Here is a 26,236-nt window from a genome sequence, read left to right on the forward strand (position 1 = left end):
AGCGCGACGAGAAGCCTCACTTCTGTCTTACCGAGAACAACGGGCGCAAGCGGAGGAAGGTTACGGACTTGTCAACAATTCCCAGCTGTGGGCGGGGACGGGCGGGGTGCCTGCGAGCGGGAAACGCTGCTCCTGATCCGAGATGTTCAGCAACAAGAGGACTGATTCCTCACCATGGGTGCTCCGCAGCGCGAGCGACTCGTTGGTGAGATGCTCGACGGTCGTCCGCGCCCGGGTCAGCCACGGATGGCGGCGCCGTACGCCGATAAGTTCCTGGTGCAGGCGGTACGTCGGCAGCCCGTACGGCGCCAGCTCGTCGGGCGACCCGGGGAACGCCGGACGGATCGCGTCGTCCCCACCGGCGCGATCCTCCTTGAGACCACGGAACGCCTGCTCGTCGCCCGAGTAGACGCTCGGTACGCCGCCGACCGCGAACAGGATCGCCAGCGCGTGACCGAGGTGGCGTTCGTCCTCGAGCCGGGTCGCGAGGCGGGTCACGTCGTGGTTGCCGACGAACGTCTGCGGGACGAACGTGTCGAGCAGCGCGTTGTGCCGGCCGAGCGCGTACGAGAGCTCGTAGAAGTTGCGATCGTTGAGCGAACTCCAGATCGCCTTCCAGAGCTCGTACTGCGTGACGGAATCGAGCCCGCTCTTCTCGACGTACGCCGCGTAGTCGCCGTGGATGACCTCACCGAAGTACCAGGTGTCGCGGTCCCTCGGCAGCACGTGACGCCAGAACTCAGGCGGTACGGCGTACGCCACGTCGAGGCGCCACGCGTCGACCCCGCGGTCGTTCCAGAACCGCACGACGTCACCGACGTACTGCGCGACCTCGGTGTTGCTGTGGTCGAGCGCCACCAGATGTTCATGACCCTCAAAGGTGTCGAGGCCATCGCGGCGGAACCACTCCGGATGGGCGAAGGAGCGCGCGACGTGGTTGAAGACGCCGTCGAGGGCGACCCGGAGGCCGCGGGCGTGGGCCTGCGCGATCAGGCGGTCGAAGTCGGCGTCGTCACCGAGGCGCGGGTCGATCCGGAAGTGGTCGACGGTGTCGTAGCCGTGGGTTTCGGAGGCAAAGACGGGACCGAGAAGGAGCCCGTTGCAGCCCAGGTCGATCGCGTAGTCGAGCCAGTTCTCCAACTGCGGAAGGCGATGCACGACCGCCTGCTGGGCCGTCGCCTCAGCCGCAGTGAATCGGAGCGGATAGATCTGCCACCAGATCGCGTGATCAGGCCACATGTCGCCTCCTCAGAACCAGAGTAGGAAAGATCGCGATCAGGCAACCGATCACGGTGTCGATCAGGCGGTACCCGATCGTCGAGAATCCCGGCGTACGGCCGAGGTCCATCAGAAGCACGACGAGCGGGGTCATGACGGGCCACGATCGCCCAGGACGGCGGTACCCAGGGGACGAGGGCGCCACCGACGAGCACGCCGGCGCACGTACCAAGACAGCGTTGCGTTGCCCGAAGCAACGATCCGCCGCGGCGCCGGACCACAATCACCACGGCGAGCGCGATCCAGTACCCCTTCTCCTGATGCCACAGCACGCCGATCGCCTCGGCCACAGCGAGTGCGGGCACCAGGCGTACGGCGTACTGCCATCCCTCGAAGCGACGCAGGTTTCCCCACCAACGCCTCCATAACTGCCGGTACGTCGGAACGCCGCCGGCCGCGGCAACCGGTGCCGAGAACGCAGCAGCCGCGAGCCCCAACAGGATCGCCCACACGACCCCGCCCGCAAACCACCGGGCGACCTCCCAAGCGGCCCCACTCAACCCGGTCGCCAGCACCAGAAAGGTGATGAACCGCGCCGTCGCGTCAGCCATCCACCGGCTGAACCCACCAACCACCGCCGCAACCGCAGCCAGCAGCACGACACCCGCCGCGGTCACCCACCCACGACCTCCCAACCCCCCGACCAGCGCGGCCCCGGTCACCACCACCCCCACGCGACTTTGAGCACCGACCAACCACGAAATCGGTCTGCGAATGGTTGGTGGGTGCACAAAGTTGACGGCTAGGGCACCGAGGGCCGCGAAGGAGGCGTGGGTGAGGTGGCCGGTGGTTACGCCGTACGTGATTGGTCCGGCCATCGCGAGGGCCGCGGTGACCAACTGGGCCGGGACCACAGGCGTGTCCCGGGACCAGTGGATGACATGCACGCTCATAGTAAGCTGAGCTTAGCATTCTTGACCGTCAGCGAGCTTAGGACAGTAAATGGAAGCTTACGAAACAGCTGTTGCGCTCCGACGGGCCAGTACGCGGTTGGCGTTGCGGTTGCGGGCTGAACGGGCTGGGGACGGGCTGGGGAGTACAGGGGTCGCGGTGCTCGGGCAGCTGCATCGGCGTGGGGCACTGACGGCGAGCGAGATCGCCGCGGCCGAGCGGGTGCAGCCGCAGTCGTTGACGCGGGTCCTGGCGAGTCTCGAGGAGCAGCAGCTCATCTCGCGGCAGCAGGACACGCACGACCGGCGCCGGCACACGATCGAGCTGACCGATCGCGGGCGGCAGTTGCTCAAGGAACACATGAAGAGCTCGGATGACTGGCTCGCCGAGGCGATCGCCGAGCGCCTCAATCCCACCGAGCGCGCAGTACTGGAGCTGGCGGCCGGGATTCTCGATCAGCTGCTCGACGGCTGACCGAAGGTGTGCCGGCGGATCCAGGCGTGCATCGCGATCGCGGCCGCCGCGCTGGCGTTGATGGAGCGGGTCGAGCCGAACTGGGCGATGGAGAGCACGGACGTGCAGATCTGGTGCGCGTCGTCGGTGAGCCCGGGCCCCTCCTGACCGAAGAGCAGGATGCACTCCCGGGGCAGGTCGTACGTCTCCAGCGGCACGGACCCCGGCAGGTTGTCGATCCCGAGCACCGGCAGCCCGCGCTCGGCGGCGTACGTCGCGAGGTCGGACAGCGCCGGCTGGTGGCGGACATGCTGATAGCGGTCGGTGACCATCGCCCCGCGGCGGTTCCACTTCCGGTTGCCGACGATGTGGACCTCCGACGCGAGGAACGCGTTCGCGGTCCGGACGACCGAGCCGATATTGAGATCGTGCTGCCAGTTCTCGATCGCGACGTGGAACGGGTTCCGCTGCCGGTCCAGGTCCTCGACGATCGCCTCGAGCTTCCAGTACCGGTACCTGTCCACGACATTGCGCCGGTCCCCGGCCTCGAGCAGCTCCGGATCCAGCCGCGGATCCTCCGGCCAGTCGCCCTCCCAGGGACCGACCCCGACCTCGCTCGGGCCCACCATGTCCGCTCCCCGTACGTCGCCGATCAGCTCATGCACAGGTTGGGACGCTACCCTGTCCGCGTGCTTCCTCTTGTCGCGATGCTGATGCCCAACTGGATGGACCCGGAGTACCTCCTGCACTGGATGGGGAACTGGGCCCTCTGGGGCACGCTGCTGGTGGTGTTCATCGAGTGCGGGGTGCTGTTCCCGATCCTGCCCGGTGACTCACTGCTGTTCGCCGTCGGCCTGTTCATCGCGCAAGGATCCATCGACGTACCGCTCTGGCTGGCCTGTGTGCTGCTGACCATCGCCGCGTTCCTCGGCAACGTCTCCGGCTACTACATCGGCCGGGCCCTCGGTACGTCGTTGTTCCGCAATCCGAACGCCCGGTTCCTGAAACCGAAGTACATCGAGCAAACGCATGAATTCTTCGAGCGGTACGGTCCGCGCGCCCTGGTGATGGCGCGCTTCGTGCCGATCGTCCGGACGTTCATCACGATCGTGGCCGGCGCCGGGAAGATGGACCCGAAGAAGTTCTTCCTCTGGACCGGGGTCGGCGCGGTGATCTGGGCGCCGGGCATCACGCTGCTCGGCCACGCGCTCGGCAACGTGCAGTTCATCCACGACCACCTCGAGTCCGCACTGATCCTGCTGGTGCTGGTCTCACTGATCCCGATGGTCGTCGAGTACTTCCTGGCTCGGCGCCGCAACCGCAATAACAAGTCCGGCGACGCCCCTAAGCACGCCGCACCGAAGCACCCGGTGAGCAACGGTCAGTGACCGAAAGGAAAGAGCGGCTCCGACCAGACCCAGTCGGTGCTGAGTAGCGACAGCTCGGCGGCCTCGACCGGTCCGGTCGGCAGCGGGCCGACCACCTGACCGGAACCGAGTGAACAAGCCACCCGGATCCGGTCTGCCGCCTGGTACCAGACCAGCGCCCCCCGTGGCGCCGCCCCTTCACGGAGCAGGGCGTGGTGGTCGAGCCAACGAACCGCATCGGCCGCGTCGTGCCAGCCGCTGTCGTGCGCATAACCGAAAGCCATCCGCTGGAACTTCAGCGGCCAGTCCAGCCAGGCCGCCGATCCGACGCGCTCCAACTGCCAGTTGAGCGCCGCCTCGGTGTCCCGCGGGTTTGCCACCCGCGGGACGTTCCGGCGTTCCACGACTACGTCCCCCCAGGCCATAGGTCCTCCCCGATCCCCCGTCCTCGGCCTACGTGCCGTGGCATGGTCAGAATGTTGGCGGACCTGAATACAGCCGCCGTACATTCACGGCGTCAGCCGGCCGCGGCCCCTGCCTCGAACCCGGCGAGCAGGCGGCGACACTCGGCCGCTGCCTCGTCGTTCCCGGCCTGCTGCCACACGCGTGCAGCGCGTTCGAGGGTACGGCGGGCGTTGTCCAGGCTGCCTGTGGACAGGTACAGCTCGCCGAGGTGCTGCGCCGCCTCGCCCTCGACGCTGCGATCGCCCAACCGGTGACCGATGTCGATCGCGTCCAGCAGGATCTTGCGCGCCGCAGCCACCTCACCACGCTCCATCAGCGCCTGCCCGAGCAGCGCCCGGGTGTACGCCGCACAGTGGTCGTCACCCATCCCGTCGAAGATCGCCAGCGCCTTCCGCAGTTGGCGGACGGCCTCGTCGTGTCGGCCTTGATGGACGCGGAGGTCCGCGATCCGCCGTCGTACCTTCGCTTCCCGGTGGGCGTCGGCCCGCCGTACGGCGATCAGAAACGCCTGGGCGAGGAGACCCCGGGAGGTGACCAGGTCGCCGCGGACCATGTAGATGTTCGCGGCCGCGGTCCGCGCCAGGGCCTCGGCGTTCGCGTTCCCGTCCTCGACGAACGCCTCGATCGCCTTCTCGTACTGCTTCAGGCCCTTGTCGCGCTCGCCGCGTTCCCGCAGCCAGGTGCCGAGCCCGACGGCGGCGACACCTTCACCGAGGCGGTCGCCGACCTCCGCGAACGCCTGCGCGGCCGCGTCGAAGTGCCGGCGCGCGGTCTCCCAGTCGTCCTGGTAGACGGCGAGCTGACCGAGGTTCCGGTGCATGATCGCCTCGCCGCGCCGGTCCCCGCACGCGATCGCGCTGAGCAGTCCCTGCTGGTGCGAGCCGTTCCAGTCGTCGAACCCGGCCCGCAGGTCGAGGTACGGCCCCCACGCCGCCGCGATCCGCCACGCGTGCTCGTGCAGACCGTTCTGCGCCGCGGCGCGGATGGCCGGCACGAACGTACTGCGCTCGCTGTCGAACCACGCGATCGCGTCGGTCTCGGTGAACGGCGACGGGTCCGGCTCCGTCAACGGGCCGGTGTGCTCCAGTACGCCGAAGTACTCGAAGGACAGCCCGTTGTTGGCGCGCCGGATCTTGTTCAGGATCGCGTCGACCACAGCCTCGACATCGCGGACCGCCTGCGCCTTCTGCTCGTCGTCGCCGACGCCGAGCGCGTGCAGCCTCAGGAGGTCGTGGACGCGGTAGCGCGCCGTACCGCGCTGGTCGACCGAGCTGATCCGGACGAGGTTGACCTCGATCAGCCGATCCAGACTGCGTCGTACGGCGGCCGGTGACGCGACGGCCTCGAGTGCGCGCGCGGAGAAGACGCCGACCGCGAAGTGACCGATCAGCCGGTACAGCCGGGCTTCCTCGGGGCTCAGCGCGCCGTAGCTCAGGTCCGCGCTGGATCGTACGGCGAGCTCGCCGATGCTCAGCTCGTCCAACCGCGACGCCTCGTCCCGCAACCGCCGCGCCAGCTCACGTGCACTCAGATCAGGCCGCTGCGCCAGGCGGCTGCCGACGATCCGGATCGCCAGCGGGAGGTTCGCGCACGCCGCGAGGATCTCCTCGGCCTCGGGCGAGGACGGGTCGATCCGGCCGTCTCCAGCGACCGACGACAGCAGGAGGGCTGCCTCGCGGTCGTCGAACGTGTCGAGCGGCGTACTGTCCGCACCTGCCAGGTCCATCAGCCGGTTGCGACTTGTCGCCACGACGGCCGAGGCGCCGGTGCCGGGCATCAGTGGAGTCACCTGACCTGCGGTGGCCACGTCGTCGAGGATGATCAGCACGCGGCGGCTGGCCAGCTCGGAGCGCAACATCGCAGACCGCCGCTCCGGGTCGGTCGGGATCGCGTAGTCAGGCAGGTTCAGGCTGAGCAGCAGATCGGTCAGCGCGGCGGCCGGGTCGCGTGGGTGCGTCGCGCCGTGCATGTCCAGGTAGATCTGCCCGTCCGGGAAGTACTCCCGGACCAGGTGCCCGAGCCGTACGGCCAGCGAAGTCTTCCCTGTCCCCGGCGCACCGGAGATGACAGCGATCGGCGGCCGTACCGGGTCGCGACCGCAGACCAGGTCGCGCAGCTGTTCCAAGAGCTCCTGCCGACCGCTGAAGTCGGCCAGGTCGAGCGGGAGCTGGCTCGGCGGCCGCAGCGGATCGGTCAGCTCGGGCGCCGCCATCGGTCCGGGTTGTGCGGTCGGTCCCGGGCGGTCCGCCGTACGGTCTGCTGGGATGCCTGGGTTGGGCCAGTTGGCCGAGCGGCCGTTCTCGGCGCGGGCGCCGGCGGCCTCCAGTTCCGGACCGGGCTTGATGTCCAGCTCGTCGGCCAGCGTCTGCACAGCCTTCGCGTACGCCGCTCGCGCCTCACCAACTCGCCCCGCGGCAACGAGTGCGTCGACGAGGCGCCGCCAGAGCTGCTCGTCGTACGGGTCCTCGGTGAGGCGTGCACTCAGCAATACGGCGGCACCGGTCGCGTCGCCGTACTCGAGCCGCAGGTCCAGCAGGCTGTCGACGAGCCCGCGGTGCTGCGCCTCCAAGCGTCCGATCGAGCCCTCCCACGCCGCCGGCATCGGCAGATCCTCGAGCGGGCGTCCGCGCCAGAGCGAGTACGCCCGGGACAGCACCTGCATGGCCTGCCGGCCGTCACCCTGGTCGCGGAGGTGGCCACCCTCCGCGAGCAGCGACTCGAACAGGCTGGCATCGAGCTCGTCGACACCGACCTCGATGCTGTAGCCGGCGGCCGACGTGTCGATCGGCGCGGGCAGCCCGGCGTCCTGCAGCACTCCCCGGAGCGCACGGACGTACGTCCGGATGTTCGCGGTCGCGGACCGCGGCGGGGTGTTCTCCCAGAGCGCGTCGGCGATCAGATCGGTCGAGACGAACCGGTTCGGGTGCAGCAGCAGCGTGGCGAGCAGCTGGCGCGGTTTGGCGGCCTTGAGCGGCTGGCCCGGGACGTGAACGAGCCGCAGAGGTCCGAGGATCCCGTACCTCAGACTGTCCACTCGTCCGACCTCTCCACTCTTGAACCGACCTATCGTGGCATCCGGCTGTACGCACCGGGAAGGCCGATGTACGCCGGATGTATCTCAGTCCGGCACTGTAGTCACAGGTACCGGGGGGAGGGCAGGCCCGGAGGTGGCGACTTGACCGCCGTCACACCGGGCCTGGCACTGGGAGAGAGTTCGGGATCGGGGGTCCTGGACTACGGGGACCGGTGCCTACTGGCCACCGGTGAATGGCGGCTGTCCGTCCTGTGGCGCGGGGGAACCCGCAGGCGGCCCGCCCACCGGTGGCTCTCCCTGGTACTGCCCCTGACCAGGCTGGCCCTGGTACGGCGGCTGCTGCGCGGGCTGCTGGTAGCCACCCGGGATCTGCTGCTGCGGCGGGTAGTTGCCCTGGTCCCCCGGCATCTGCGGGTGGATCTGGCCCGATGACGGCGCACCCGGCTGCATCTGCGGCGGCGCCTGCTCACCGGCGACCGAGCCGATCGTGCCGAACGAGACCTGCGGCACCGCGCGGACCTGCTCGTCCTTGACCTCGAAGTAACCGGCCTTCTCGAACTTGAAGCCGCCCGCGATCAGGTTCGACGGGAACGCCTCGATGCGGGTGTTGTAGTCGCCGACGTTCGCGTTGTAGAACCGGCGGCCGGCCGCGATCCGGTCCTCGGTGTCGGTCAGCTCGCGCTGCAGACCGAGGAAGTTCTGGTTCGACTGCAGCTGCGGGTACTGCTCGACCGAGATCATCATCTGACGCAGCGCGCCGGACAGCTGACCCTCCGCAGCGGCCCGCTGCTCCGGGTTGGAGCCCTGCACGTTCACCGCCTGGGTGCGCAACCGGGCGACCTCTTCGAACACGTGCCGCTCGTGCGCGGCGTACGCGCGCACGGTCTCGACCAGGTTCGGGATCAGGTCGTACCGGCGGTGCAGCTCGACGTCGATCTGCCGCCACGACTCCTGGATCAGGTTCCGCTGCTTGACGAACCGGTTGTACGACGTGATCAGCATGATCGCCAGAATGACGATCACCGCGACCACGATGATGACCCAAACCATGACGAGCTCCCGAGAGTTGGCAGTGCTGGGAGCGACTCTACGGGTAGCCGGGTCCGCCCGCCGGTGGCTGCTGGCCGCGAGGGTCGACGCCCGCGTAGTCACGCCAGACGTACCCAGGGACGTTCAGAACCACCTGTTCGAGCAGCCCGAGGCGGTTCAGCACCTCGCTCGGGTTGTGCGCGCCGCTGTCCCAGCCGACCAGCGAATTCCCCTCGACCCGCCAGCCGATCTCGCCGCGGGCGAGCAGCATCTCCATCATCCGCGGCGTCACGACCGCGTGCCCGAACCGCTCGTCGTCGGCCTTCACCCGGAACGCCCGGTTGAACTGCTCGCTCTCGAACTGGATGTCCCGGAAGCCGAGCGCGTTGGCCACCGCGCCGCCGAAGATCCCCTCGTGCGTCACCTCGAGGTGCGGCAGCGCGCCAGGTAGTTGCAGCACGACGACACCGAAGTTGTGGGTGGTCGTCCGTCGCTGACCTTTCCCGTTCGTGGTGTGGGTCTGGTAGCTGTAGTCGAAAGCAACCATCTGGTGACCGTTGAACGGACCCGACAGCACGTTCTTCGCGCGCCGGTTGTCGCCCGTGCGGAACGGCGTACCGGCCCATTGACCGGCCAGTGAGTTGTTGACCGGCACGTACGACCAGCCGTACTGGGCGGCGAGGCCGGCGAACATCTCCCGGCGCTTCTTCGCCCGGTAGTAGTTGAAGTAGGCGAGACCGCCGCCGACCACGAGCGCCAGCAGGATGAACAGAACGGTGTTGCTCTCCATCAGCCGAGCCCCAGGTCCTCGAGACCGAACACGGACCGGTACTCGAGGCCCTCCGCCTCCACCCGCTCCTGCGCACCGGTCGACCGGTCCACGATCACCGCGACCGCGACCACCTCGGCCCCGGCCTCGCGCAACGCCTCGACCGCGGTCAGCACCGATCCCCCGGTCGTCGAGGTGTCCTCGACGGCGAGCACCCGGCGACCCTTTACGTCCGGTCCCTCGATCCGCCGCTGCAGACCGTGCGTCTTCTCGGCCTTCCGTACGACGAACGCGTCGAGCGTCCGCCCCTCCTGGGCCGCCGCGTGCAGCATCGACATCGCGACCGGGTCCGCGCCGAGCGTCAGTCCGCCGACAGCGTCGTACTCCAGGTCTTTGGTCAGCTCGAGCATCGCCGGGCCGATCAGCGGCGCAGCGGCCGCATCGAGCGTGATCCGGCGCAGGTCGACGTAATAGTCGGCTTCCTTACCCGACGCCAGCGTCACCCGGCCGTGCACGATCGCCTTGCTCTTGACCTGCTCCAGCAGTCCGTCCCGGTCGTAGCTCATGAGCCTTGAGCTTAGATCACGGGCGGGGCGCACCCAGTATGCAGTTGGACTGTAAAGGCTGTGTACGACGTGTCGATGGACGGCGATGGTTGCCCGGGACGACGATGTGGGCATGAAGGCGCTCGTGAAGGCTGAGGCCAAGCCTGGTCTGTGGTTGCAGGAGGTCCCGGAGCCGAAGATCGAGGCTGACGAGGTCCTGATCAAGGTGCTCCGCACCGGGTTGTGCGGCACCGACCTGCACATCCAGAACTGGGACCACTGGGCGCAGAAGAACGTGCCGGTGCCGATGGTGACCGGGCACGAGTTCTGCGGTGAGGTGGTCGAGGTCGGCGTCGGCGTCCGTGACGTCGCGGTCGGCGACCTGGTCAGCGGTGAGGGACACCTGGTCTGCGGCCGCTGCCGCAACTGCCGGGCAGGACGTCGCCATCTGTGCATCAAGACGCGAGGCCTCGGCGTCCACGTGCCGGGTGCGTTCGCGGAGTACGTCGCTCTGCCCGCCATGAACGCGTGGGTACACAAGGACAAGGTCGACCTCGACGTCGCCGCGATCTTCGACCCGTTCGGCAACGCCGTCCACACGGCCTTGTCGTTCCCGCTGGTCGGTGAGGACGTGCTGATCACGGGCGCCGGCCCGATCGGGGTGATGGCCGCTGCGGTCGCGCTGCACGCCGGCGCGCGGAACGTGGTGATCACCGATCTCTCGGAGTACCGCCTCGACCTGGCGCGGAAGATCGGCGTGACCCGTGCAGTGAACGTCGCCGACGAGACGATCGCGCAGGCGCAGCAGAGCCTCGGGATGCGCGAGGGGTTCGACGTCGGGATGGAGATGTCCGGGCAGCCGGCCGCGCTGCGGGAGCTGCTCGCGAACATGACGCACGGCGGGAAGGTCGCGATGCTCGGCCTGCCGTCCGACGAGATCGCGATCGACTGGGGCACGGTGGTGCTCAACATGCTGACCATCAAGGGCATCTACGGCCGGGAGATGTTCGAGACCTGGTACTCGATGTCGGTGATGCTGGAGCGCGGGCTCGACCTGACGCCGGTGATCACCCACCGGTTCGGGTACGGCGACTTCGAGCGGGCCTTCGACGTGGCGCGCCAGGGGCAGTGCGGCAAAGTGATCATGGACTGGACGGCTGAGACGCTGGAGGAGAAGCACTGATGTTCGGGCGGATGCGGGACGACCTGACGACGACCATCGGCGAGATCCGGGACGCCGGGCTCTACAAGTCCGAGCGGGTGATCACCTCACCCCAGCAGTCGATGATCTCGGTTGCGTCGGGCAACGAAGTACTGAACTTCTGCGCGAACAACTACCTCGGCCTGGCCGACCATCCCGAGGTGGTCGCCGCGGCCCGGGACGCCTTGGACCGTTGGGGTTTCGGGATGGCGTCGGTCCGTTTCATCTGCGGGACGCAAGAGATCCACAAGGACCTCGAAGGTGCGCTGAGCAACTTCCTCGGGACCGAGGACACGATCCTCTACAGCTCCTGCTTCGACGCGAACGGCGGCCTCTTCGAGACGCTGCTCGGCGCGGAGGACGCGATCATCTCCGACGAGCTGAACCACGCCAGCATCATCGACGGCGTCCGGCTCTCGAAGGCCCGCCGGTACCGGTACAAGAACCGGGACATGGCCGACCTCGAGGCCCAGCTGAAGGACGCCGCCGACGCGCGGTACCGGCTGATCGCCACCGACGGCGTGTTCTCGATGGACGGGTACGTCGCTCCGCTCGACGAGATCTGCGACCTGGCCGAGCGGTACGACGCCCTGGTGATGGTCGACGACTCGCACGCGGTCGGTTTCGTCGGACCGGACGGCGCCGGTACCCCGTCGCTGTTCGGCGTGAAGGACCGCGTCGACATCGTCACCGGCACACTCGGCAAGGCCCTCGGCGGCGCGTCCGGCGGCTACGTGTCCGCTCGCCGCGAGATCGTCGAGTTGCTCCGCCAGCGCTCCCGCCCGTACCTGTTCTCGAACTCGCTGGCACCGTCCGTCACCGCTGCCTCACTGAAGGCACTGGAGTTGATCGGCACCTCGAGCGACCTGCGCGACAAGCTCGCCGCCAACACCGCACTCTTCCGCAGCAAGATGACCGAGGCCGGTTTCGACGTACTCCCCGGCGACCACCCGATCTCCCCCGTGATGATCGGCGACGCCGCCGAAGCGGGCCGCCTGGCCGACAAACTCCTCGACCTCGGCATCTACGTCATCGGCTTCTCGTACCCCGTCGTACCCCAGGGAAAGGCCCGCATCCGGGTCCAGCTCTCCGCCGCGCATTCCACCGAGGACGTGGAGCGCGCCATCGCTGCGTTCGCCGAGGCTCGCGCCGCCCTGGCGGGGTAGTTCGTCCGGTCGGGCCGGACGCCGTTAGGGTTGTCCGGTTCGCACTGGGTGAGGAGCTTTATGCGCCAGATGCTGGCCGTTGTCGGAGTACTGGGTTTGGCGTGTGCTGCCGGGTGTGGGGCGGACGGTGGGCCGGTGGCTACGGCGCCGTCGCCTGCCTCCTCGAGTGCACCGTCCGTGACGCCTTCGGAGCCGGTCGGGGCGTACGCGCCGCCGTCGCCGGCGCGGAGCGCTCCGGTCGCGCGGACGAAACCGACGATGCTGAGTCTTTCCGCAGCGGGGACGAAGTACCTGCAGATCACCCGGCCGTACAACGTCGCGCTCGAGCGGTTCGAGAAGGCGGCCAACGAGAACATGTCGCTGACGACCCTGCAGGCCAGGGCCAAGGCGGTGGCCGCGGCGAACCTCGCCGAGTCCGGCGCACTGAGGTCGACCGTCTGGCCCGCCAAGGTCTCGACGCAGATGCGGGCCCTGGCGAAGGCCGATGCCGCCGCCCGACCGCACTGGCTCCTGGCCGCGGCGGCCGAGAGCAAGTCCGAGATGGCCGACCACGTCGAACAGGCCACAGCCGCCGGCGGCAAGGCCCCGTCCACCCAGATCCGCCAACTCCTCGGCCTTCCCAAGTACGACGAAAAGGACTACAGCTGACGGCACCATCAGTGGTACCGCCGTGGTACCGTTGATGCATGGCCATGAACCTGCGACTCCCGTCCGAAGTGGCAACAGCCCTTCAGGCGGAGGCGGAACGGACCGGTCAATCCCAGCAGCAGATCGTCCGGGACGCGCTCGGCCGTCGACTGCACCTGATCGACGACGAGGATCCGGCGGGTGAGCGCGAACGCGCTCGGGCCGCGCAGGCTGTGCAGCCGGCTCGCGTCCCGTATCGCAAGGTGCGGCCGCGGCTTCGACTGCCGAAGGGAACCACCAGCCTCGACCTGCTCGGTCGGGACGACCGCTTCTGATGCGGGTCTACTTCGACAGCAGCGCGCTGATCAAGCGAGCCGTCGCCGAAGAGGAATCCGACGACCTGGTGGACTTCCTCGACGCACACTACGAGCAGGGCGACGTGCTCGCATCGTCCTCGCTCGCGTGGGTCGAGGTCTCGCGCGTCGTACTCGCCCGAGTGCGGGCGCCTGCCGACGCCGGTGAGCTGATCGACGGCGCGATGTCCGGTATCGACGAACGCCAGATGACGGCCGAAGTCGTCAGCGTCGCCCGGCGGATCGAGCCGCTCGTCCTGCGCAGCCTCGACGCATTGCATCTCGCAACGGCGGTGCTGATCGACGCCGACCTCGTTGTCACGTACGACGAACGCCTCGCCGACGCGTGCCGCCGCAACGCACTCGCCGTCGCGTCGCCGGGGCGTCGCTGACATTTGTCGGTGCGGCCGGGCAGGATGCGTGCATGGTGGTGATGAGTGGGCGGGCAGTCAATCGGGCGACGTTGGCGCGGCAGGTTCTGCTGGGTCGGGAAGCGGTGCCGGCGGTTGAGGTGGTCGGCCGGCTGGTGGGGATGCAGGGGCAGGAGGCCAAGCATCCGTACGTCGGGTTATGGTCGCGGATCGACGGGTTCGCGGAGTCCGAGCTGGATCAGGCGGTCCGGGAGCACGACGTCGTACGGGGAACGCTGTTTCGCGGGACGTTGCATCTGGTGACCGCGGCGGACTACCTGCGGTTCCGGGTGACTGTGGCGCCGGTGCTCGAGGCGGGGTTGAAGGTGTTGGGGGAACGCGGCGCGGGGCTCGAGCCGGACAAGGTCGTGGCCGCGGCGAAGAAGCTGCTGGCGAAGGAGCCGTTGACGTTCACCGAGGTGCGCGACGCGTTGCAGCAGCAGTTCCCGGACGTCAACGAGCGAGCGCTCGGGTTCTGCACGCGGATGCTGGTGCCGTTGGTGGTGTACCCAACAGACGTCCGCTGGTCCTGGACGGCGAACTCCAAGTTCACGCCGGCCGAGGAGTGGATCGGGAAGAAGCTCCACCAGCGCTCCGAGACCAAGGAGCTCATCACCCGCTACCTGCAGGCGTTCGGCCCGGCCACGCCGACGGACTTCCAGACCTGGTCCGGTTTGCAGAAGGCGAAGCCGTTGTTCGACGAACTGGAGCTCGAGACGTTCACGGACGAGGCCGGCAAGACGCTGTACGACGTACCGGATGCGCCTCGCCCCGATCCGGACACATCGGCGCCGGTGCGCTTCCTGCCGGAGTTCGACAACGTGCTGCTGTCACACGCGAAACGGGAGCGGATCATCGCGGACGAGCACAAGCCGGCCGTGTTCACGAAGAACCTCCGGGTCAAGGCGACGTACACCGTCGACGGCCTGGTGGCCGGACTGTGGACGACCGAGAAGAAGCGTGGTGTGGCCACTCTCACGCTCACTCCGTTCGGCCGGACGCTGAAGAAGACACAGGCGGAGCTGGAGCGCGAGGGCGACGGGCTGCTCCGGTTCCTGGAACCCGATGCCAAGTCCTACGAAATGGTTACTACCGGTTAATGAGGTTGTTGTCACACGTCGGATGACTGGGCCAGAAACCCTTTGCCGGGTGGAATGGGTAGATGAACACAGTCCCCTCCATCACTCTGGACAACGGCGTCGAGATCCCGCAGCTGGGCCTGGGGGTCTGGCAGGTCGAGGACGCAATCGTCACTGACGTTGTGGCGTCGGCGTTCGAGACCGGCTACCGGCACATCGACACCGCAGCGATCTACGGCAACGAGACCGGCGTCGGCCGGGCGATCGCGGCGTCGGGCATCCCGCGTGACGACCTGTTCATCACCACCAAGCTGTGGAACTCCGAGCAGGGGTACGACAGCACGCTGAAGGCCTTCGACACGAGCCTGGAAAAGCTCGGTCTGGAGTACGTCGACCTGTACCTGATCCACTGGCAGTCGCTGCAGCGGGACCTGTACATCGACACCTGGAAGGCGTTCGAGCAGCTGTATGCCGACAAGCGGGTGCGCGCGATCGGCGTCTCGAACTTCCACGAGCCCGCGCTGCGGCGGATCTTCGAGGAGACCACGATCCGGCCCGCGGTGAACCAGATCGAGCTGCACCCGGCGCTGCCGCAGGACGAGCTCCGCGCGTTCAACGCCGAGAACGACATCGTCACCGAGGCGTGGAGCCCGCTGGCCTCCGGCGAGCTGCTGGCGAACCCGGCGCTCGCGACGATCGGCGCGAAGTACGGCAAGTCGGGGGCCCAGGTGATGATCCGCTGGCACCTGCAGCTCGGCAACGTGGTGATCCCGAAGACCGTCACGCCGAGCCGGATCCAGGAGAACTTCGAGGTCTTCGACTTCCGCCTGGACAACGACGACATGGCCGCGATCGCGGACCTGGAGACCGGCGTCCGCACCGGCGGCGACCCGGACGTCTTCGGCTAAATCAGGTCCAGGAAGCGCGCCAGGACTGGCGAGCGGTTGTCCGGCGACCAGGCTACGGAGAGTTGCCACGGTGGTAGGTCGTCGGACAACTCGCGGTAGACGACCGTGTCGGGGTTGGACGGCGGCGTCGGGCTGATCAGCAGCGAGATGCCGAGTCCGGCCGCGACCAGCGACACGATCGTCTGTACGTCGGCCGCCTCCTGCTCGATCCGCGGGGTGAACCCGACCTCCCGGCAGTACCCGACGATCGTGTCGTGCACCGCCGGCCCGCTCGGCCGCGAGTAGAACACGAACGGCTCCTCCGCGAGCTCAGCCAGCCGTAGTCGTTTCCGCCGCGCCAGGCGATGCCGGGCCGGCAGCGCAGCCACCAACGAGTCCTCGGCAACCACCCGCGACGTCAGCTTCGGCGCGAGCTGTACGACGGCACTCGCACCGCCCGGCGTACTGGGCCGAAGCAGGCCGACGTCGATCCGCCCGTCACACAACGCCTCGGTCTGCCGCAGCGTCGTCCACGACTCCAGGTCCAGCACCACCTCGGGATACGCCTGCCGGAACGCACCCAGCAGCCGCGGCAGCGCGTCGAACGTTGCCGACTGCACAAATCGCAGCCGCAACGTCCCCAGCTCACCGCGTTGCGTCCGCTGCGCCGTGCGGACCGCCTCGTCCGACCGCCGCAGCAGGTCCTGCGCGTCGGCGAGGAACGTCGCGCCCGCGGCCGTCAGCACGAATCTGCGCTTCACGCGAGCGAACAGCTCGACGCCCAGATCGTGCTCGAGTGCCGCGATCTGGCGACTCAGCGACGGCTGGGTCAGGTGCAGCCGCGTGGCCGCACGCCCGACGTTCATCTCCTCGGCCACCACCACGAACGACCTGAGCTGGCGCAGTTCCATACCCACATCATGCACCAGACACATCAACTCCACACGGAACTTTCATTGGACGTATGAAGGTCCAGGTTCCTACTGTCGAAGGGTCGAAAGGAACCACCGTGCAATACATCCCGTTCTCGATGATCAAATCGATCCACGAGCAAACCCACTCTGCGATGCCCGACGCCCCGATGCGTCCTTATGTCCCGAAACGCCACCCGATCCGCGACGCCGTACGCCGGTGGCGCGAGCGCCGTACCCCGGCGCTGCCCGTTGTCGACCTGAAGCTGCTCCCGACCGACCTGTGCCAAGCTGAGCTTCGTGATCGAGGTACGTCGCCTGCGGGTGTTGCGCGCGCTTGCTGACCACGGGACTGTGACCGCGGCCGCCGAGGTGCTGCATCTGACGCCCTCGGCGGTCTCGCAGCAACTGGCGGCCCTGGAGTCCGAGGTCGGCCAGGAACTGCTCGAACGCCGCGGCCGCCGGGTCGCGATCACGTCGGCCGGCCGGCTGCTCCTCGCCCATGCCGACACCATCCTCGCCGAGGTAGAACGCGCCGAGGACGCGATGCGGCTGCACGCGAACGGCGCGAACGGCGAGGTCCGCGTCGTCGCCTTCGCGACCGCGATCACCCTGCTGGTCGCACCGGCGCTGACCAGGCTCCGCGAGACCAGCCCCGGCCTCACCCTCGTCGTCCGCGACGCCGAGGGCCACCAGGGCATCACCCATCTACTCGACGGCGACGCCGACGTCGCGATCGCCGTCGAGCACCGCGGCTCCCCGCGGCACGACGACAAGCGGCTGGTCCGGATCCCGTTGTACGCCGAGCCGTTCGTCGCCGTCCTGCCGTCGACACACCCGGGCGCGGACCACGACACGATCGAACTGGGCATGCTCGCGGACGACGACTGGGTGATGACCGGACCCGGCAACCCGATCCGCGACGTCGTACTGCTCGCCTGTGAGCAGGCCGGGTTCCAGCCGCGGATCGTCCACCAGTCCGACGATTTCCGCGCCGTCGCGGCCCTGGTCGCGGCCGGCGGCGGCGTCTCGCTCGTCCCACGCCTCGCCGTACCCGAGCCGACCCTCGCGCTGATCCGTCCGCTCCCGGATCCCGCGCCGACCCGCCGCGTGTACGCCGCCGTCCGCAACAGCCGGGCCGATCACCCGCTGATCACCGCAACCCTCGCAGTACTCACCGAGGTCGCCGAGAAGCTGTAGTCAGTTGGAGCTGACTACTCTCCACGAGACTTTGCAGCCGAGGAAGCGGGACGGCGGCCGTCCAGCCCTACAGTCGACACGCGCGCAATGAGCGCGCGGGGCGTGAAGCGCGCGGCGACCATCAGGAGCTTGTAGCGGCGGCTCGGGATCGAGATCGCCTTGCCTCGCTGCAGGTCCTTCCAGGCCGCGGCGACCAACTCGTCCGCGTCCAGCCACATGAACGACGGGATGAGCGACTTGTCCATCCCCATCCGCTCGTGGAACTCGGTGTGCACGAACCCCGGGCACAACGCCATCACCGCGACACCCTGTGCGTGCAGCCCGGTCGCCAACCCGGCGGAGAAGCTCGTCACCCAGGCCTTGTGCGCGCTGTAGATGTTGCGCTGCAGGAATCCGGCCACCGAGGACACGTTGATCACCGCACCCGAGCCCCGCTCGATCATCGGAAGTACGGCGGCATGCGTGAGCCGCAGTACGACGCGAACCAGCAGATCGAGTTGCTTCTCCTCGACCTCGACCGGGTTCTCCCAGAACGGCTTCTTCTGCCCGAAGCCGGCGTTGTTCACCAGCAACTCGATCGGCCCGGTCCGGAACCGCTCCTCGACGCGCGCCAGATCGGCCGCGTCGGTCAGGTCGGCGGCCAGCACCTCGCACTCGACATCGTGCAGCCGCGTGATGTCGGCGGCGACCTCCTTGAGGCGCGCCTCGTCCCGCGACACCAGCACCAGGTCGTACCCCTCGAGCGCGAGCTTGTCCGCGAACGCCCGGCCGATCCCGGTCGCCGGCCCGGTGACGAGCGCAGTCGGCATCGTGCAGTCCTCCCGTCGGTGACGCACCCAGTGTGTCACCTACCCTGATCACGTGCTGGCGGACATCGACACCTGGGTTCTGGACCTCGACAACACGTTGTATCCGGCCGAGGTGGGACTGGCCGACCAGATGAACGTCCGGATCCGGGCGTACCTCGCCGACCTGTTCGGCACCGACGAAGCCGAGGCCCTTCGGTTGCAGGCACAGCTCGTCGCCGAGCACGGGACGACCCTCCGCGGCCTGATGAACACCCGGTCGATCGACCCACACGACTACCTCGCGTGGGAGCACACGATCGACTACGAAGTACTTCGTCCCGATCCCGTGCTGGCAGAGATCCTCACCGGGTTGCCGGGGCGGCGGTACCTGTACACGAACGGCTCGGCGTACCACGCGCAGCAGGTGCTCGGGCGCCTCGGACTGACCGAGTGCATCGACGGCGTCTTCGACATCCTCGCCGCCGACCTGATCCCGAAGCCGTACGACGAGAGCCTGGACGCCTTCCTGACCTCGTTCGGGATCGACCCGGTGCGGGCCGCGATGTTCGACGATCTCGAGGTGAACCTGACCGGGCCCCACGAGCGCGGGATGACGACGGTCTGGGTGACCGGCGGGACGCCGTACGAGCAGCTCGCGGCCCGGCGCTGGCGGGCGGCCGACCTGCCCGGGTTCCTACGAGCAAACATCTGATGAATCACTGGACTGGCTCGGCCGGACAGGCTGAGCATGTACAGATGTGACCAGAAGTGGTCTGAGGACTTACTCTTCGGGAGGAGGTGAGGGGATGGCTGCTACGGACAAGGCACTGGCCGGGTTGCGGCAGATGATCGCGTCCGGGGAGCTCGGGCCGGGGGCGAAGTTCCCGCCGGAGCCCGAGTTGTGCGACCACTTGGGCGTGTCCCGGAGCTCGCTGCGGGAGGCTGTGCGGTCGCTCGGCGCGCTCGGCGTGATCGAGTCCCGGCACGGGTCGGGCACGTACGTCACCGCGCTGGACCCGGCCGCGATCATCGGCAGGTTCTCGCTGTCGGTCGAGCTGATCCCGCTCGAGGGAGTGCTCGAACTGCTGGAGGTACGCCGGGTGCTCGAGGCGCACGCCACCGCCGCCGCGGCCGCCCGCCAGGACCCGGAACTCGAAGCGCAACTGAGCTCGGTCCTCGATCGGCTCGAGTCGACCACGGACGCGACCGAGATCCAGCACCTGGACGCCGAGTTCCACGGCCTGATCTGCGCGGCCGGCGGCAACCCGACGGTCACCGCACTCACTGGCGTGATCCGCGGTCGCGGCGGCCACTACCGGATCTTCGAGCCCGGCGCCGACTTCGACGCGATCAAGCAGACCAGCGACCGCGGCCACCGCGCAATCCTGGCCGCGATCACCACCCGCGACCCCGCGGCCGCCGCCACCGCCGCGTCCGCCCACATCGCCCAGACCGAGCTCTGGCTGCGCGCCCTCCGGCCCGTCCCGCAACCGGCGCTGCCATGAGGTGGAGGTTGCGGCCGGCGACGGCGAACGACCTCGAGGAACTCGTCGAACTCCGGGCCGTCGCCATGCGCCCGGACCTCGAACGCCTCGGGCGGTACGACGATCATCGCGTCCGGCAACGCCTGCGTGACGCGTACACACCCGAGCACACCCGGATCATCGAGGTCGACGGCGAGTTCGCCGGATCCATCAGCATCCGGCCGGCCGAGGACCGCCACTGGCTCGAGCATTTCTACCTTGCCCCGCACCACCAGGGCCGCGGCCTCGGTTCCGCCGTACTGCGTTCCGTCCTGGACGAAGCCGGCGCCGCGACCGTCGCGCTGAACGTGCTGCAGGGCAGCCCGGCCCGGAAGTTGTACGAGCGCCACGGCTTCGTCACCGAGACCGAGGATCCGGTCGACGTCTTCATGGTTCGGAAATTTCTCTGACCTGTCGAGATCTTGCGCACCGATCGTCGGGTGCATAACCTCCAGACAATTCGTCCGGGAGGGGATCCGCCGATGTCCCGTTCGCACATGATCGCGGTCGCCGTGACGACCGCGCTCCTCGGTGCCGTGCTCACATCTCAACCAGCCGCCGCAGGCCCCGCGCCGCGGCTCACCCGGGCCGGGCTCGATCCCGCTTTGGTGACCGGCCGCGGCGCCGACGTACCGTTCGTCGAGCAGGAGGCGGAGAACGCCGTCTTCACCGGCGAGCAGCTCGGCCCGGGGCGGGAGGCGTACACGCTCCCGGCCGAGGCTTCCGGGCGTACCGCCGTACGGCTGCAGCCCAAGCAGTACGTCGAATTCACGCTGACGCAGCCCGCGAACGCGTTCACGTTGCGGTACAGCATCCCGGACGCGCCGGCCGGCGGTGGGATCACCGCGCCGCTCGACGTGAGCGTCGACGGGAAGCACCGGCGGACGATGACGCTGACGTCGCAGTACGCGTGGCTGTACGGCATGTATCCGTTCTCCAACGACCCGAACGTCGACCCCATCCCGGGCTGGTGGAAGCCTGACCCGGACCCGGTCGCCAAGCCGTTCCGACCGAACCACTTCTACGACGAGCAGCGAGTGATGCTCGACCGGACGTACCTGGCCGGCTCGCGCATTCGGTTCGCGGTACCTCGTGAGACCACGGCGGCGTGGACCGTGCTCGACGTCGCGGACTTCGAACTGGTGAAGGCCCCGTTGAAGCAGCCAGCACGGTCGCTCGACGTACGGCTGTTCGGCGCCGACCCGACCGGACGACGGGACGCCGCGCCCGCGATCGAGCGCACGATCGCGGCCGCGCAGCGGATCGGCTGGTCGGTGTTCATCCCCGCGGGGACTTTCCAGATGAACCGGCACATCGTCGTCGACCAGGTCACGATCCGCGGCGCGGGCAACTGGTGGACGATCATCAAGGGCAAGGTGCTCCCGCTCGCCGAGCCCGCGCCGGACAAGTCGGTGCACAGCGCACCTGGCTTCTACGGCAAGTACGCCGCCGACGGCGGGAGCACCGGCGTACATCTGTCGGACTTCGCGATCGAGAGCGATGTCAGCGAACGCATCGACACCGACCAGGTGAACGGAATCGGCGGCGCGATCGGCGGCGGCTCCACGATCGAGAACCTGTACCTGCGCCACACCAAGGTCGGCATCTGGCTCGACGGCCCGATGGACAGCCTGCTGATCCGCAACAACGTCATCACCGACGCGGTTGCCGACGGCATCAATCTGCACCTCGGCGTCTCGAACGTCCGGGCCACCAACAACTTCGTCCGCAACAGCGGCGACGACGGGCTGGCGATGTGGTCGGAGGCGAACCCTTCCGGTGTGGTCAATCACGACAACGTCTACGACCACAACACCGTGCAGACACCCGTGCTCGCGAACAACATCGCGATCTACGGCGGCCGGGACAACGCGGTGACCGACAACCTGGTCGCCGACCCGATCCGCGAGGGCAGCACGTTGCACGCCGGCTCGCGATTCAACGCGACGCCGTTCGAGGGCACGCTGACGTTCGCCCGCAACACCACGGTCCGCGGCGGTCCGCGCGATCTCAACTGGAACATCGGCCTCGGCGCGATCTGGCTGTACGCGCTGCAGTCCACGATGTCCGCTCCGATCGAGATCGTCGACAGTTCGTTCCTGGACTCGACGTACAACGCGATGATGTTCGTCGTCGACTGGCCGGTGAAGGACGACTACGCGATCACGGGAGTCGCCGTCCGCAACATCAAGGTCGACGGCACCGGGACCAACGTGGTGAACGCCCGGGTCGGCGGCTGGGCGACGTTCGAGAACGTCGAAGCCCGAAACGTCGGAGCCCCGTTCGTCAACAACTGCGGCACGTTCCACTTCAACGGCCCACCGGAGTTCGACGTACGACTCCTCGCCGGCAACGACGGCGGCTGGGCCGGCGCAACGTGGTGCGAAGACCGCCCCGCCGTCGTCCCGCCACCGCCGCCGTCTCCGTGGAACTGACGGTTCCCCAGGCCATCACAATTAGCCGATGCCGGCGCGCTCCGGCGTGGTCGCTTCCTGATCCGGCGATTGTGATGGCCTGGGGATCCGGAAGGCGGCCGTGAGGACGATCGCGCCAAGCAGGACGATGGCCGCGGCGACGCCGGCCGCGGTGTGCATGGCGTGGACGAAGGCGTCGTTCGCGAGTTGCACCAGGTCGGGGCGGTGCAGTGCGCCGGCCGCGTGGCGGGTCGCCTCGGCCGACGTACCGATCGCCTCCTCGTTCGGCAGGCCGGTCAGGGCGGGCGCGATCTGGTGCTGGTACGTCGACGACACGACGGTCCCGAGTACGGCGACACCCAGCACGCTGCCCACCTGGCGCAGGGCGTTGCTGACCGCGGAGCCGGCCCCGATCCGATCCATCGGGAGCGTCGCCATCACGGCCGCGGTCGTCGGCGCGACGGTCATACCGATCGCGAGTCCAGCGAGGCCGCCGATGATCCCGATCACCAAGAGCGACGTGCTGACGTCGTACGTGAGGTTGAGCGCGAAGCACGCTGCGAGGGTGAGGACCGCCGTACCTGACACCTTCGCGACACCGAGCCGCGCGGCCAGCCGGGCACCGAGTGGGGCGCCGACGACCACGCCCATTGCCCCGGGCAACGACATCAGGCCCGCGTCCAGGGCGCTCATGCCGCGGGCGCCCTGGAGGTAGAACGCGAGGTAGAAGGCCTGCCCAGTAATGGTGAGGAAGACCGCCGCCAGCGAGAGGTTGCCCGCCGCGAACCGGCGATTGCGGAACAGGCGCGGGTCGAAGCTCGGCTCGGGTTCGCGCCACTCGGAGTACAGGAATCCGGCGAGCAGCACGAGGCCGGCGCCGATGCTTGCCCAGACCTGCCAGCGATCCCAGCCGCCTTGGTGACCGCCTTCGATCAGCCCGTACGACAGGCCGAGCAGTCCCAGCGTGGACAGGCCGAGGCCGAGCGGGTCGAGCCGGCGGCGCTGCGGGCTGCGCGGGTTCGGGAGTACGACGGCGGCGCCGATCAGACCGAAGGCGACGATCGGCAGGTTGATCGTGAAGACCGAACCCCACCAGAAGTGATCGATCAGCACCCCGCCGAGCACCGGCCCGACGGCGACGCCGACACCGGCCGACGACGACCAGACCGCGATCGCACCGGCCCGGCGCTCCGGCGGGAAGGTCCAGCCGATGATCGCCATCGACGTGGGCATGATCAGCGCACCGCCGAGCCCCATGGTCGCGCGGGCGAGGATCAGGCCGGCCGGGTCGGTGGCCCACGCTGCCCAGGCGGAGGCGATGCCGAAGATCAGCAGGCCGAGCATCAGGACGGTTCGGTGGCCGTAGCGGTCCCCGAGGGCGCCGGCCAGGAACAGGGCGGTGGCGAACAACAGCGAATAGATGCCGACGGCCCACTGCAGCTGGCCGGGCGTGGCGCCGAGACCCGCTACGGGATCGGCGAGGCGTTCGAGAGCGATACCGAGGACGGTCGAGTCGATCCAGATCAGGACGGCCGAGACGACCAGGATCGCGAGGATGCGGCGCTGGTGGATTGGACCTTGCGGGGGGTCGATCGCAGACACGAAGTCTCCTATGATTGACAGGACCCTGACGAGGTTTTCCATCGTCCTCGATTGACAGGAACCTGTCAATCTCCTTTTCGGCAGAATGTGCTCATGGATCCCACTGACGAGACCGGCTGTGTGACGTTCCTGGTGCGGCACGCCTGGCTGAGCATGCGATCCGCGCTCGCGGTCGCGCTCGACGAGCACGGCCTGTCGGTCCAGCAGTACGGCACGTTGCTGTGCGTCCGCGAGGCGCCGGGACTCACCGTGGCCGAGGTCGGCCGCGTGGTCGGCACGACGCGACAGTCCGCGAACGAGCTGATCACCGGGATGGAGCGGGCCGGCCTGGTCGAACGGCGGCCGAACCCGAAGGACCGCCGTACCCAGCAGGTGCATCTCACCCCCGGCGGCGAACGCCGGCTGGCCGAGGCGGCCCCGGCGATCCGCAAGGTCGAGGACGAACTCGAGGGCACGTTCAGCGCAACTGACCGCGCCACCGCGCGCGCCTGGCTTGCCCACATGGTCACGGCCGTCGAGGGTTAGGGGCATGCGCGCACACGCTGAGCGGTTGAACGGCCTCGGTACGACGATCTTCGCGGAGATGTCCGCGCTGGCGGTGGCGACCGGATCGGTCAACCTCGGCCAGGGCTTCCCGGACCGCGACGGGCCGGACTCACTGCTTGAGGACGCGATCGCGGCGATCCGGGCCGGCGCGAACCAGTACGCACCGGGTCGTGGGGTACCCGCGCTGCGGCAGGCGATCGTCGACCACCAGAAGCGGTTCTACGACCTCTCGTACGACCCGGACACGCAGGTCCTGGTCACCACCGGCGCGACCGAGGCGATCGCGGCCGCGCTGCTCGCGTTCGTCGAGCCCGGTGACGAGGTGATCGCGCTGGAGCCGTACTACGACTCGTACGCGGCAGGGATCGCCTTCGCCGGCGGACGGCGCGTACCAGTGACCCTGCGAGCACCGTCGTACCGGCTGGACCTCGACGAACTGCGCGCCGCCGTCACACCGCGGACGAAGGTGCTGCTGATCAACTCACCGCACAACCCGACCGGGACCGTCCTCAACGACGAGGAATTGCGCGGCATCCGCGACGTCGCCCTCGAACACGACCTGATCGTCATCACGGACGAGGTCTACGAACACCTCGTGTACGACGGGACGCACCGGCCGCTCGCGACGTACGACGGGATGGCGGACCGGACCGTGTCGATCAGCAGCGCTGGAAAGACGTTCGCGGTCACCGGATGGAAGATCGGGTGGGTCACCGGTTCGTCTGAGGTGGTGACGGCGGTGACCACCGCCAAGCAGTTCCTCACCTTCACGTCGGGCGCGCCTTTCCAGCCGGCTGTCGCGAACGCCCTTGCCCTGGGCACCGATTACTACGACGCCCTGCGCGCCGACCTCCAGTCCCGCCGCGACCTGCTGGCAACCGGCCTGGCCGACCTGGGCTTCGAGGTCCACCTCCCCGCCGCCACCTACTTCATCACCACCGACATCCGCCCCCTCGGCCACACCGACGGCATCGAATTCTGCCGCATGCTCCCCCAACGAGCCGGCGTAGTAGCCATCCCCCACCAAGTCTTCTACGACAACCCCGAACCAGGCCGCCCCTTGGTCCGCTGGGCCTTCTGCAAACAACCCGAGGTACTACAAGAAGCCCTGACCCGCCTCCAGAAGCTGAGTTAGCGGTGGTTGAACCAGAGTTTGGTGGGGCGTTGGAGCATGAGGGTCAGGAGGGTGACGTGGATGGCTAGGCCCAGGAGGCTTGCCGGTAAGGCCATTACGCCGCCTGCGATACCGAGGGCTGCTACGGCGATCAGGACGTAGCGGGACCAGGGGCGGCGTTTGCGGAGGTAGAGGGCGGGGACGAGGTAGACGACGGCGCAGACCAGCGCGGCCGCGACGGCGACCGGGGTGTTGCCGCGGGAGCCTGTGAGTACCTCGGAGATCTGGCCGCCTGCGGACGTCAGGGCTAGCGCCGCCAGCAGCAGGCACATCGCGCCCAGCCCGGCGGAGATGACCGCGGCGACCGTCACCTGCTTGGGTGTCGCCGCCTGGTAGCTGTGCGTGTCCGGCACCGCACCGAACAGTCCGCTGTACGGCCCCGGCCCACCATCAACCGGCTCGTCACCACGCTGCTCAGCCATCCGCTTCCTTCCACGACCCCCGCCCCGATCCTCCCAGATCACCAAAACCGATTCCTTTCTCACGCGCGGCCGGTCTATTCACCAAAGACCGGAAGGAGCAGC

The 26,236-nt window shown here is 68.5% G+C and carries 29 protein-coding genes; 17 read left to right on the forward strand and 12 right to left on the reverse strand.

What is annotated here, in order from left to right; genetic code table 11:
* Nucleotides 1–60 precede the first annotated feature (60 nt).
* Both EV649_RS35240 and EV649_RS41355 read right to left on the reverse strand, forming a co-directional pair.
* Entirely contained in the window at nucleotides 61–1,239 is a 1,179-nt protein-coding gene (locus tag EV649_RS35240; RefSeq protein ID WP_130388022.1) for an alpha-amylase family glycosyl hydrolase, read from the reverse strand.
* Nucleotides 1,229–1,372 (reverse strand): hypothetical protein, encoded by a 144-nt coding sequence (locus EV649_RS41355; protein WP_198682889.1) that lies wholly within the window; start codon nucleotides 1,370–1,372, stop codon nucleotides 1,229–1,231. The genes EV649_RS35240 and EV649_RS41355 overlap by 11 nt, the downstream gene beginning before the upstream one ends.
* An 848-nt stretch (nucleotides 1,373–2,220) precedes the next feature.
* Between EV649_RS41355 and EV649_RS35250 the strand changes: the two genes are divergently transcribed.
* Nucleotides 2,221–2,643, forward strand: coding sequence for a MarR family transcriptional regulator (locus EV649_RS35250; protein WP_130388024.1), 423 nt, complete (start codon nucleotides 2,221–2,223; stop codon nucleotides 2,641–2,643).
* On the opposite strand, the gene EV649_RS35255 is transcribed toward EV649_RS35250, so the two are convergent.
* On the reverse strand, nucleotides 2,625–3,251 hold the full coding sequence (locus EV649_RS35255) for a TrmH family RNA methyltransferase (protein ID WP_130388227.1): 627 nt from the start codon (nucleotides 3,249–3,251) through the stop codon (nucleotides 2,625–2,627). The genes EV649_RS35250 and EV649_RS35255 overlap by 19 nt on opposite strands.
* A gap of 60 nt (nucleotides 3,252–3,311) precedes the next feature.
* Here EV649_RS35255 and EV649_RS35260 point away from each other — a divergent pair, with 60 nt between their 5' ends.
* On the forward strand, nucleotides 3,312–4,010 hold the full coding sequence (locus EV649_RS35260; RefSeq protein WP_241999079.1) for a DedA family protein: 699 nt from the start codon (nucleotides 3,312–3,314) through the stop codon (nucleotides 4,008–4,010).
* On the opposite strand, the gene EV649_RS35265 is transcribed toward EV649_RS35260, so the two are convergent.
* From EV649_RS35265 to pyrE, 5 genes are all read right to left on the reverse strand, one after another.
* A complete protein-coding gene (locus EV649_RS35265) occupies nucleotides 4,004–4,414 on the reverse strand; it encodes a hypothetical protein (RefSeq protein WP_130388025.1) in 411 nt (136 codons plus the stop codon). The two genes, EV649_RS35260 and EV649_RS35265, sit on opposite strands and share 7 nt — an antisense overlap.
* Nucleotides 4,415–4,506: 92 nt before the next feature.
* Nucleotides 4,507–7,488 (reverse strand): BTAD domain-containing putative transcriptional regulator, encoded by a 2,982-nt coding sequence (locus EV649_RS35270; RefSeq protein WP_130388026.1) that lies wholly within the window; start codon nucleotides 7,486–7,488, stop codon nucleotides 4,507–4,509.
* A 216-nt stretch (nucleotides 7,489–7,704) separates the two neighbouring features.
* Nucleotides 7,705–8,538 (reverse strand): LemA family protein, encoded by an 834-nt coding sequence (locus EV649_RS35275; protein WP_130388027.1) that lies wholly within the window; start codon nucleotides 8,536–8,538, stop codon nucleotides 7,705–7,707.
* 37 nt (nucleotides 8,539–8,575) lie between these two features.
* Complete coding sequence (locus EV649_RS35280) at nucleotides 8,576–9,307, reverse strand: DUF3137 domain-containing protein (protein WP_130388028.1); 732 nt, start codon at nucleotides 9,305–9,307, stop codon at nucleotides 8,576–8,578.
* Nucleotides 9,307–9,852, reverse strand: coding sequence for an orotate phosphoribosyltransferase (pyrE, locus tag EV649_RS35285; protein ID WP_130388029.1), 546 nt, complete (start codon nucleotides 9,850–9,852; stop codon nucleotides 9,307–9,309). Before pyrE ends, EV649_RS35280 begins: the two co-directional genes overlap by 1 nt.
* A 112-nt stretch (nucleotides 9,853–9,964) precedes the next feature.
* Between pyrE and tdh the strand changes: the two genes are divergently transcribed.
* The 7 genes from tdh to EV649_RS35320 all read left to right on the forward strand — a co-directional run bounded on the left by tdh (nucleotide 9,965) and on the right by EV649_RS35320 (nucleotide 15,575).
* Nucleotides 9,965–11,014: an L-threonine 3-dehydrogenase gene (tdh, locus tag EV649_RS35290; protein ID WP_130388030.1), complete on the forward strand. Its 1,050-nt coding sequence runs from the start codon at nucleotides 9,965–9,967 to the stop codon at nucleotides 11,012–11,014.
* Nucleotides 11,014–12,198: a glycine C-acetyltransferase gene (locus EV649_RS35295; protein ID WP_198682857.1), complete on the forward strand. Its 1,185-nt coding sequence runs from the start codon at nucleotides 11,014–11,016 to the stop codon at nucleotides 12,196–12,198. Before tdh ends, EV649_RS35295 begins: the two co-directional genes overlap by 1 nt.
* Before the next feature lie 177 nt (nucleotides 12,199–12,375).
* Nucleotides 12,376–12,846 carry a hypothetical protein gene (locus tag EV649_RS35300; RefSeq protein WP_130388032.1) on the forward strand — a complete coding sequence of 157 codons (471 nt, stop codon included), beginning with the start codon at nucleotides 12,376–12,378 and terminating at the stop codon, nucleotides 12,844–12,846.
* Between the two features lie 38 nt (nucleotides 12,847–12,884).
* Complete coding sequence (locus tag EV649_RS35305; protein ID WP_130388033.1) at nucleotides 12,885–13,160, forward strand: ribbon-helix-helix protein, CopG family; 276 nt, start codon at nucleotides 12,885–12,887, stop codon at nucleotides 13,158–13,160.
* The gene (locus EV649_RS35310) at nucleotides 13,160–13,570 is read left to right on the forward strand and encodes a type II toxin-antitoxin system VapC family toxin (RefSeq protein ID WP_130388034.1); all 411 of its coding nucleotides are present in this window, start codon (nucleotides 13,160–13,162) and stop codon (nucleotides 13,568–13,570) included. The genes EV649_RS35305 and EV649_RS35310 overlap by 1 nt, the downstream gene beginning before the upstream one ends.
* A 32-nt stretch (nucleotides 13,571–13,602) precedes the next feature.
* Complete coding sequence (locus EV649_RS35315) at nucleotides 13,603–14,688, forward strand: winged helix DNA-binding domain-containing protein (RefSeq protein WP_130388035.1); 1,086 nt, start codon at nucleotides 13,603–13,605, stop codon at nucleotides 14,686–14,688.
* Between the two features lie 62 nt (nucleotides 14,689–14,750).
* A complete protein-coding gene (locus EV649_RS35320) occupies nucleotides 14,751–15,575 on the forward strand; it encodes an aldo/keto reductase (RefSeq protein WP_130388036.1) in 825 nt (274 codons plus the stop codon).
* On the opposite strand, the gene EV649_RS35325 is transcribed toward EV649_RS35320, so the two are convergent.
* Complete coding sequence (locus EV649_RS35325) at nucleotides 15,572–16,465, reverse strand: LysR family transcriptional regulator (RefSeq protein WP_198682858.1); 894 nt, start codon at nucleotides 16,463–16,465, stop codon at nucleotides 15,572–15,574. The two genes, EV649_RS35320 and EV649_RS35325, sit on opposite strands and share 4 nt — an antisense overlap.
* Before the next feature lie 98 nt (nucleotides 16,466–16,563).
* Here EV649_RS35325 and EV649_RS35330 point away from each other — a divergent pair, with 98 nt between their 5' ends.
* Complete coding sequence (locus EV649_RS35330; RefSeq protein WP_130388038.1) at nucleotides 16,564–16,809, forward strand: hypothetical protein; 246 nt, start codon at nucleotides 16,564–16,566, stop codon at nucleotides 16,807–16,809.
* A complete protein-coding gene (locus EV649_RS35335) occupies nucleotides 16,766–17,665 on the forward strand; it encodes a LysR family transcriptional regulator (RefSeq protein WP_130388039.1) in 900 nt (299 codons plus the stop codon). The genes EV649_RS35330 and EV649_RS35335 overlap by 44 nt, the downstream gene beginning before the upstream one ends.
* 14 nt (nucleotides 17,666–17,679) lie before the next feature.
* Here the strand turns inward: EV649_RS35335 and EV649_RS35340 are convergent, their stop codons facing one another.
* Nucleotides 17,680–18,474 carry an SDR family oxidoreductase gene (locus EV649_RS35340; RefSeq protein WP_130388040.1) on the reverse strand — a complete coding sequence of 265 codons (795 nt, stop codon included), beginning with the start codon at nucleotides 18,472–18,474 and terminating at the stop codon, nucleotides 17,680–17,682.
* Between the two features lie 52 nt (nucleotides 18,475–18,526).
* Here EV649_RS35340 and EV649_RS35345 point away from each other — a divergent pair, with 52 nt between their 5' ends.
* The 4 genes from EV649_RS35345 (at nucleotide 18,527) to EV649_RS35360 (ending at nucleotide 22,411) form a co-directional block, all read left to right on the forward strand.
* Nucleotides 18,527–19,165 (forward strand): pyrimidine 5'-nucleotidase, encoded by a 639-nt coding sequence (locus EV649_RS35345; protein WP_130388041.1) that lies wholly within the window; start codon nucleotides 18,527–18,529, stop codon nucleotides 19,163–19,165.
* Nucleotides 19,166–19,259: 94 nt separating this feature from the next.
* Nucleotides 19,260–19,958 carry an FCD domain-containing protein gene (locus EV649_RS35350; RefSeq protein WP_130388042.1) on the forward strand — a complete coding sequence of 233 codons (699 nt, stop codon included), beginning with the start codon at nucleotides 19,260–19,262 and terminating at the stop codon, nucleotides 19,956–19,958.
* Nucleotides 19,955–20,386 (forward strand): GNAT family N-acetyltransferase, encoded by a 432-nt coding sequence (locus EV649_RS35355; RefSeq protein WP_130388043.1) that lies wholly within the window; start codon nucleotides 19,955–19,957, stop codon nucleotides 20,384–20,386. Before EV649_RS35350 ends, EV649_RS35355 begins: the two co-directional genes overlap by 4 nt.
* A 72-nt stretch (nucleotides 20,387–20,458) precedes the next feature.
* On the forward strand, nucleotides 20,459–22,411 hold the full coding sequence (locus tag EV649_RS35360) for a glycosyl hydrolase family 28-related protein (protein ID WP_130388044.1): 1,953 nt from the start codon (nucleotides 20,459–20,461) through the stop codon (nucleotides 22,409–22,411).
* Between the two features lie 21 nt (nucleotides 22,412–22,432).
* On the opposite strand, the gene EV649_RS35365 is transcribed toward EV649_RS35360, so the two are convergent.
* On the reverse strand, nucleotides 22,433–23,992 hold the full coding sequence (locus EV649_RS35365) for an MFS transporter (RefSeq protein ID WP_198682859.1): 1,560 nt from the start codon (nucleotides 23,990–23,992) through the stop codon (nucleotides 22,433–22,435).
* Nucleotides 23,993–24,085: 93 nt separating this feature from the next.
* Between EV649_RS35365 and EV649_RS35370 the strand changes: the two genes are divergently transcribed.
* Both EV649_RS35370 and EV649_RS35375 read left to right on the forward strand, forming a co-directional pair.
* Complete coding sequence (locus EV649_RS35370; RefSeq protein ID WP_130388045.1) at nucleotides 24,086–24,517, forward strand: MarR family transcriptional regulator; 432 nt, start codon at nucleotides 24,086–24,088, stop codon at nucleotides 24,515–24,517.
* A 4-nt stretch (nucleotides 24,518–24,521) separates the two neighbouring features.
* Complete coding sequence (locus tag EV649_RS35375; protein ID WP_130388046.1) at nucleotides 24,522–25,673, forward strand: pyridoxal phosphate-dependent aminotransferase; 1,152 nt, start codon at nucleotides 24,522–24,524, stop codon at nucleotides 25,671–25,673.
* On the opposite strand, the gene EV649_RS35380 is transcribed toward EV649_RS35375, so the two are convergent.
* Nucleotides 25,670–26,134 (reverse strand): hypothetical protein, encoded by a 465-nt coding sequence (locus tag EV649_RS35380; RefSeq protein WP_130388047.1) that lies wholly within the window; start codon nucleotides 26,132–26,134, stop codon nucleotides 25,670–25,672. The two genes, EV649_RS35375 and EV649_RS35380, sit on opposite strands and share 4 nt — an antisense overlap.
* Nucleotides 26,135–26,236 lie beyond the last annotated feature (102 nt).

It is taken from the genome of Kribbella sp. VKM Ac-2569 (assembly GCF_004216905.1).
Taxonomy (GTDB): Bacteria; Actinomycetota; Actinomycetes; order Propionibacteriales; family Kribbellaceae; genus Kribbella.

Excerpts from the sequence above, each read along its gene's own strand:
- EV649_RS35240 (WP_130388022.1), bottom strand. The coding sequence starts at position 1,239 with ATGTGGCCTGATCACGCGATCTGGTGGCAGATCTATCCGCTCCGATTC.
- EV649_RS41355 (WP_198682889.1), bottom strand. The coding sequence starts at position 1,372 with ATGACCCCGCTCGTCGTGCTTCTGATGGACCTCGGCCGTACGCCGGGA.
- EV649_RS35250 (WP_130388024.1), top strand. The coding sequence starts at position 2,221 with ATGGAAGCTTACGAAACAGCTGTTGCGCTCCGACGGGCCAGTACGCGG.
- EV649_RS35255 (WP_130388227.1), bottom strand. The coding sequence starts at position 3,251 with ATGGTGGGCCCGAGCGAGGTCGGGGTCGGTCCCTGGGAGGGCGACTGG.
- EV649_RS35265 (WP_130388025.1), bottom strand. The coding sequence starts at position 4,414 with ATGGCCTGGGGGGACGTAGTCGTGGAACGCCGGAACGTCCCGCGGGTG.
- EV649_RS35275 (WP_130388027.1), bottom strand. The coding sequence starts at position 8,538 with ATGGTTTGGGTCATCATCGTGGTCGCGGTGATCGTCATTCTGGCGATC.
- EV649_RS35280 (WP_130388028.1), bottom strand. The coding sequence starts at position 9,307 with ATGGAGAGCAACACCGTTCTGTTCATCCTGCTGGCGCTCGTGGTCGGC.
- pyrE (WP_130388029.1), bottom strand. The coding sequence starts at position 9,852 with ATGAGCTACGACCGGGACGGACTGCTGGAGCAGGTCAAGAGCAAGGCG.
- tdh (WP_130388030.1), top strand. The coding sequence starts at position 9,965 with ATGAAGGCGCTCGTGAAGGCTGAGGCCAAGCCTGGTCTGTGGTTGCAG.
- EV649_RS35295 (WP_198682857.1), top strand. The coding sequence starts at position 11,014 with ATGTTCGGGCGGATGCGGGACGACCTGACGACGACCATCGGCGAGATC.
- EV649_RS35305 (WP_130388033.1), top strand. The coding sequence starts at position 12,885 with ATGGCCATGAACCTGCGACTCCCGTCCGAAGTGGCAACAGCCCTTCAG.
- EV649_RS35310 (WP_130388034.1), top strand. The coding sequence starts at position 13,160 with ATGCGGGTCTACTTCGACAGCAGCGCGCTGATCAAGCGAGCCGTCGCC.
- EV649_RS35315 (WP_130388035.1), top strand. The coding sequence starts at position 13,603 with ATGGTGGTGATGAGTGGGCGGGCAGTCAATCGGGCGACGTTGGCGCGG.
- EV649_RS35320 (WP_130388036.1), top strand. The coding sequence starts at position 14,751 with ATGAACACAGTCCCCTCCATCACTCTGGACAACGGCGTCGAGATCCCG.
- EV649_RS35325 (WP_198682858.1), bottom strand. The coding sequence starts at position 16,465 with ATGGAACTGCGCCAGCTCAGGTCGTTCGTGGTGGTGGCCGAGGAGATG.
- EV649_RS35340 (WP_130388040.1), bottom strand. The coding sequence starts at position 18,474 with ATGCCGACTGCGCTCGTCACCGGGCCGGCGACCGGGATCGGCCGGGCG.
- EV649_RS35350 (WP_130388042.1), top strand. The coding sequence starts at position 19,260 with ATGGCTGCTACGGACAAGGCACTGGCCGGGTTGCGGCAGATGATCGCG.
- EV649_RS35355 (WP_130388043.1), top strand. The coding sequence starts at position 19,955 with ATGAGGTGGAGGTTGCGGCCGGCGACGGCGAACGACCTCGAGGAACTC.
- EV649_RS35360 (WP_130388044.1), top strand. The coding sequence starts at position 20,459 with ATGTCCCGTTCGCACATGATCGCGGTCGCCGTGACGACCGCGCTCCTC.
- EV649_RS35370 (WP_130388045.1), top strand. The coding sequence starts at position 24,086 with ATGGATCCCACTGACGAGACCGGCTGTGTGACGTTCCTGGTGCGGCAC.
- EV649_RS35375 (WP_130388046.1), top strand. The coding sequence starts at position 24,522 with ATGCGCGCACACGCTGAGCGGTTGAACGGCCTCGGTACGACGATCTTC.
- EV649_RS35380 (WP_130388047.1), bottom strand. The coding sequence starts at position 26,134 with ATGGCTGAGCAGCGTGGTGACGAGCCGGTTGATGGTGGGCCGGGGCCG.